The organism is Mycobacterium sp. (assembly GCF_050701675.1).
Lineage (GTDB): Bacteria > Actinomycetota > Actinomycetes > Mycobacteriales > Mycobacteriaceae > Mycobacterium.
This window is the reverse complement of sequence record NZ_JBOGDD010001281.1, coordinates 1-6,510: the sequence shown is the minus strand read 5'-3', so window position 1 is coordinate 6,510 and position 6,510 is coordinate 1. Positions and strand designations below refer to the sequence as shown.

Genomic DNA, 6,510 nt, shown 5'->3' with positions numbered 1-6,510 from the left:
GCCCATCGCCTCGACGAAGCCACGTGCCACCGAGAGGCCGAGACCGACTCCGGTGGTGTTGTCGTAGTCGCCGAGACGCTGAAACGGCTCGAACATCTGCTCTTCGCTGCCGCGCGCGATCCCCGGTCCCTCGTCGGCGACGTTGAGCAGCACCCGGTCGCCGACCCGTGCGGCGTTGATGCGAATCACGCTGTCACCTCCGTAGCGCAGCGCGTTGTCGATCAGATTGCCAAGCACCCGTTCGAGCAATCCGCTGTCGGCCATCACGACCGCGTCGTCGACGTCGACCTTGACCCGGGCCAGTCCGGCACGAGCAAAACCGATGGGGCCCTTGCTGATGCCGACCAGTGCGCGTTGCACGGCCTCTTCCAGGTAGACCCGGCTCAGCCGAGGTGAGACGGCACCGGCGGCCAAACGCGAGGAGTCCAGCAGGTTGCCCACCAATGCGGTGAGCTGATCGATCGATTCCTCGACGGTGGCCAGCAGTTCAGCGGTGTCCTCTGGGGAGAAGCCGACGTCGTCGGCGCGCAGGCTCGACACGGCGGCCTTGGCGCCGGCAAGGGGTGTTCGCAGGTCGTGGCTGACCGCCGACAGGAGGGAGCGACGTAACTCGTCTGCTTGGGCAATCGCGTGCACCTTGCTGGCCTCTTCGGTCAGCTCGCGTTGCTTGATCAGACCTGCGGCCTGTCGGGCGACGACGCCGAGCACCCTGCGATCCCGTGCGGCGAGTTGCTTGCCGGACATCAACATCCAGAATTCGTCGTCGCCGACCTCGATGGCGGTGTCGGCGGAGTCCACTGTTGAGCAGGGACTTTGGCCGACGCACGCCACGATCCCGGTGCCGCCTCGCAGGATGCTCACGGCTCGCTGCGAGTATGTCTCACGGACCCGTTCCAGAAGCGTCGCCAGGTCGGCGCCACGGAGCACCGCGCCCGCGAACAGGGTCAGCAGTTCGGCCTCCTGGGAGGCGCGTCTGGCCTCGCGGGTGCGATTGGCCGCGCGGTCCACCAGAACGGCAACGGCGACCGCCATCGCCAGCAGCACGACCTCGGTGACGGCAGCGTCCGGTTCGGCGATGGTGAAGCTGAAGCGAGGCGTGGTGAGGAAATAATTGAGCAGCAGGCCCGACAGCAACGCGGACAGGACCGCTGGGGTGACACCGCCCAGCAGGGCGACGACCAACACCCCGACGAAGAACAGTGCGCTCTCGCCGCCGATACCCAGGTAGGGATCCAGGAAGACATAGGTGATCGCGCAGATGATGGACGGCACGGCCAGGGCCGCGAGCCAGGACAGCAGGCGTCGTTCCCGCGGCGCGATCGACTTCCACGAGATGCCGTGACCGGCTTCCTCGTGGGTCACCATGTGCACGTCGATCTTCCCGGAGTGCTGCACGGTCGCGGCGGCGATGCCCTCGTCGAAGATGCGGGCCCAGCGGGATCGTCGGGAGGTGCCCACTAACAACTGGGTGGCGTTGATCTCGCGGGCGAAGTCCAGCAGCGCCGCGGACACGTCGTCGCCGATCACCGCGTGCACGGTGGCCCCCAGGCTCGTCGCGAGTTCGCGCACCTTGCCCATCTGTGGGGCCGACACCCCGGCCAGACCGTCACCGCGGACGACGTGGACCACCATCAGTTCAGCGCTGGAGCGCGACGCGATGCGCGAGGCGCGGCGAACCAACGTCTCCGACTCCGCGTCGCCGGTCACGGCGACGACTACGCGTTCCCGCGCCTCCCAGGTCTCGGTGATCTTGTTCTCGGCACGGTACTTCGCCAGCGCCGCGTCCACCTGATCTGCAAGCCACAGCAGCGCCAGTTCTCGCAGCGCGGTGAGGTTGCCCTGGCGGAAGTAGTTCGATAGCGCCGCGTCGACCTTCTCGGGTGCATAGACGTTGCCGTGGGACATCCTGCGCCGCAACGCCTCCGGTGAGATGTCGACCAGTTCGATCTGCGCGGCGCTCCGCACGACGTCGTCGGGGACGGTCTCCTGCTGCTCGATCCCGGTGATCTGTGCGACGACGTCGTTGAGGCTTTCCAAGTGCTGCACGTTGACCGTGGTGATGACGGTGATGCCCGCGCTGAGGAGCTCCTCGATGTCCTGCCAACGTTTGGTGTTTCTGCTGCCAGGGGTGTTGGTGTGGGCGAGCTCGTCCACGAGTACCACCTCGGGCCGTCGGGCCAGTACCGCGTCGACGTCCAGTTCGGGAAAACTGCTGCCGCGGTACTCGACGTAGTGCGGCGGGACCATCGTGATGCCGGCCATCATCTCCGCGGTCTTCTTGCGGCCATGGGTTTCCACGACGGCGGCCACGACGTCGGTGCCCCGGTCGATCCGTCGCCGTGCTTCCCCGAGCATCGCGAAGGTCTTCCCGACGCCTGGGGCCGCCCCCAGATAGATGCGCAACTCTCCGCGCTTGGCCTTGTACTGGGAGGTAGTCACGCCCGTCATTGGGTCAGATCAGCTCTTCGCCGGGTACTTCTGATCCAGTTCCAGGTTGAGTTCGAGCACGTTTACCCGGGGCTCACCCATGAAGCCCAGATCCCGTCCGGCGGTGTTATCGATCAACACGGCGCGGACCTGCTCGGCGCTGACCCCGCGGGCCTTGGCGACGCGGTCGACCTGGATGTCGGCGTAGGCCGGGGAGATGTGGGGGTCCAGGCCGCTACCGCTCGCGGTCACCGCATCGGCGGGGACGGCCGGGTCGGCCGAGGCCGCGCCGCGGATGGGCACGATCTGGCCGATCGTGTAGTCCTCGCCGAATTTGGCGCATTCGACCTTCACGCCCTCGTAGGTGGCGAGAAACGGCGCCGTGTTCGCGGTGCACGGTTCGTTGACGCTGATCACCCGGGTGGGGCTCGTGACGTTGCCGCGGGCATCGCGGGGGCCAATCACCGAAAGCACCGCGCCGACACCGTCACCGGTGCAGAACGGGCGCTTGCCGTCGACGCCGTCGAGCGTCCCGGCCGCCGCACTGCGGGAGCAGACGGTGGTGAGCAGGCTCGCCTTATAGCCGTTGTCGTCTTCGGACAACGACGGGTCCGCGGGGGTGTCGACGATGCTCTCGGGTCCCAGGTTGCTGGCACTGGTGGCCAGCGGGTCGTACCCGTCACCGGCCGCGGACGGCCGGCTCTGGAAGTACTTGGGGATGGGGTTGCCGTCGGCATCGGTGAACAGTTGACCGATCAGCGAACTGCCGACCGGCTTGCCGGCGACCTCGATGATCGAGCCTTGGGCCTTGTCGTTCAGGCCCGGCAGCATGGCCACCGCCCACACGACGAGTGGGTAGGCGATGCCGGTGATCACGGTGAGCACCAGAAGCGCACGGATGGCGGCGAGGTGTTGACGGAGAAGGCTCTGAAGTTTCATGTTTAAGACATCCCGGGGAGGAATTGGATTACCAGGTCGATGAGTTTGATCCCGACGAAGGGGGCAACGATGCCGCCGACGCCGTAGATCAGCAGGTTGCGGCTCAACAGCTTTGAGGCGCTGGCCGGGGTGTAGCGGACACCTCGCAGCGACAGTGGGATCAGTGCCACGATGATGATCGCGTTGAAGATCACTGCCGAGAGGATCGCCGACTGTGGACTGTGCAGCCGCATGACGTTCAGCAGATCCAGGCCGGGGAACAGCACGACGAACATCGCCGGAATGATCGCGAAGTACTTCGCAATGTCGTTGGCGATGGAGAATGTGGTCAGCGCACCGCGGGTGATCAGCAACTGCTTGCCGATCTCGACGATCTCGATGAGCTTGGTCGGATCCGAATCCAGATCGACCATGTTGCCGGCTTCCTTGGCCGCCGACGTGCCGGTGTTCATCGCCACGCCGACGTCGGCCTGAGCCAAGGCCGGTGCGTCGTTGGTGCCGTCGCCGGTCATCGCGACGAGCTTGCCGCCCTCCTGTTCGCGTTTGATGAGCGCCAGCTTGTCCTCCGGGGTGGCTTCGGCGAGGAAGTCGTCGACGCCGGCCTCGTCGGCGATCGCCTTAGCGGTCAACGGGTTGTCGCCGGTGATCATCACGGTTCGGATGCCCATCTTGCGCATCTCGTCGAAGCGCTCCCTCATGCCCTGCTTGACGACGTCCTTGAGATGGATGACCCCGAGGACAGATGCCGTGCCGTCGCGGACCTCACCGACGGCCAGCGGGGTACCGCCAGCCGCGGAGATCTCGTCGACGATGTTGGCGAGTTCGGCGGGTACGACACCGCCCTGTTCGCGAATCCACTCGGCGACCGAAGCCGTTGCGCCCTTGCGCAACTGGTGACCGTCCTCGAGGTTGACACCGGACATCCTGGTCATGGCGGTGAATTCGACCCATTCGGCGCCTGCGAGCTCACCGGGGGTACGGGCCCGCAATCCGTACTCCTGCTTGGCGAACACCACGATGGAACGGCCTTCCGGCGTCTCGTCGGCCAGACTGGACAGCTGCGCGGCGTCGGCGAGCTGCTCGGGTGTGACGTTGGGCAGCGGCACGAAGTCGGCTGCCTGCCGGTTGCCCAGGGTGATGGTGCCGGTCTTGTCCAGCAGCAGGACGTTCACGTCGCCTGCTGCTTCGACCGCGCGGCCGGACATGGCCAGCACGTTGCGTTGCACGAGGCGGTCCATGCCCGCGATGCCGATGGCCGAGAGCAGCGCGCCGATGGTGGTGGGGATGAGGCAGACCAGCAACGCGACCATCACGATTCCGGTCACACCGTTGCCGTCCAGTGCCGACGTATCGGGCACGCCGGGGTTGTTCGCCTTGGAGAAGATCGCCAACGGCTGCAGGGTCGCCACTGCGAAGACGAAGATCAAGGTGAGGGCGGCGAGCAGGATGTTCAGGGCGATCTCGTTGGGCGTCTTCTGCCGGTTGGCGCCCTCGACGAGTGCGATCATCCTGTCGATGAAGCTTTCGCCGGGCTTCTGGGTGATCTTCACGACGATGCGGTCCGAGAGCACCGTGGTGCCGCCGGTCACCGCTGAGCGGTCACCGCCAGACTCGCGGATCACCGGTGCCGACTCGCCAGTGATGGCCGATTCATCCACCGAGGCAATGCCTTCCACGACGTCACCGTCACCGGGAATGGTCTGTCCGGCTTCGACGACCACGAACTCGCCTTGCGCCAGGTGCGGGGCTGCGACCTCCTCCTCGGTTCCAGGGATGCCGGGCGCCCAGCCGGTGAGTCGACGCGCGACCATGTCGGTCTTGGCCTTGCGCAGGGTGTCGGCCTGGGCCTTGCCGCGCCCCTCGGCGACCGCTTCGGCGAGGTTGGCGAAGACCACGGTGAGCCACAGCCAGATGACGATCAGCCAGGCGAACCACGTTGGCTCGACGATCGCCAACACCGTGCTCCAAACGGCGCCAACCTCGACGATGAACATCACCGGATTGCGCCACAGCGTGCGCGGATCCAGCTTGCGTACCGCGTCGGGCACTGACCTCAACAACATCGCGGGATCGAGCAGGCCGCCCTTGACTGCGCCCTTCGGGGCGGGCGGGTTGGCCTGTTGGGCTGGAGTGGAATTGATTGTGGGAGTGGACATGTCAGTGGATTCCTTCAGCGAGTGGCCCGAGGGCTAGAGCGGGCAGAAAGGTCAGTGCGACGAGGATCACGGTGACACCGACCACCATGCCGACGAACTGCGGCCGGTGGGTGGGCAGGGTCCCGATCGATTCCGGCGTACTTCCCTGCCTGGCCAGCGAGCCGGCCAGGGCGAGCACCAGGATGATCGGCAGGAACCGGCCCAGCGCCATCGCCAGCCCGAGGGCGGTGTTGTACCAGACGGTGTTGACGCTGATACCGGCGAAGGCCGAGCCGTTGTTGTTGGCTGCGGACGTGAACGCGTACAACACTTCTGACAACCCATGGGGGCCGGTGTTCAGCATCGAGGCCCGTTGGTCCGGCAGCGCCATCGCGATGGCCGTCCCGGTCAGGACGATCAGCGGCGTGACGAGGAAATAGCTTGCCGCCAGCTTGATCTCGCGAGGAGTGATCTTCTTGCCAAGGTATTCCGGGGTCCGCCCGACCATCAGGCCTGCTACGAACACCGTGATGACCGCGAGGATCAGCATGCCGTAGAGCCCGGATCCGGTTCCGCCGGGCGCGACTTCACCGAGCTGCATGTTGAACAACGTCATCATGCCGCCGAGGCTCGTGTACGAGTCGTGGAACGAGTTGACCGCACCCGTGGACGTCAGCGTGGTCGCGTCGGCGAAGATCGCCGAGTCGAACACACCGAAGCGCTGTTCGACGCCTTCGGATGCTGCGCCGATCGCGGTCGGGACCGTGCCGTGGTGCTGCATCTGGAAGACGCTCATCAGGGTGACGCTGAACAGCGCGATGGTGCCCATCACGGCGACGATGGCATAGCCCTGCTTCTTGCTATCGACCATGCGGCCGAAGGTCCTTGGCAGGGAGAAGCTGACGACCGTCAGCAGGAAGATCTCGATCCAGTTCGTCCACGTCGTGGGGTTCTCGAACGGGTGCGCAGAGTTGGCGTTGAAGAAGCCGCCGCCGTTTGTGCCCAGCTC

4 protein-coding genes are annotated in these 6,510 nt (G+C 66.0%); all 4 read right to left on the bottom strand.

The genetic code is table 11. The annotated features are described in order from the left end of the window. Window positions 1–2,439, bottom strand: a 2,439-nt coding sequence (locus ACRDUX_RS39545; protein ID WP_526422797.1) for a DUF4118 domain-containing protein, incomplete at its 3' end; no start/stop codon positions are given. 18 nt (window positions 2,440–2,457) lie between these two features. Then, window positions 2,458–3,366 (bottom strand): potassium-transporting ATPase subunit C, encoded by a 909-nt coding sequence (locus tag ACRDUX_RS39540; RefSeq protein ID WP_526422795.1) that lies wholly within the window; start codon window positions 3,364–3,366, stop codon window positions 2,458–2,460. Between the two features lie 2 nt (window positions 3,367–3,368). Further along, window positions 3,369–5,522, bottom strand: coding sequence for a potassium-transporting ATPase subunit KdpB (kdpB, locus tag ACRDUX_RS39535; RefSeq protein ID WP_526422793.1), 2,154 nt, complete (start codon window positions 5,520–5,522; stop codon window positions 3,369–3,371). A gap of 1 nt (window position 5,523) precedes the next feature. After that, window positions 5,524–6,510: potassium-transporting ATPase subunit KdpA (kdpA, locus tag ACRDUX_RS39530; protein ID WP_526422791.1), on the bottom strand; the 987-nt coding region annotated here is incomplete at its 5' end.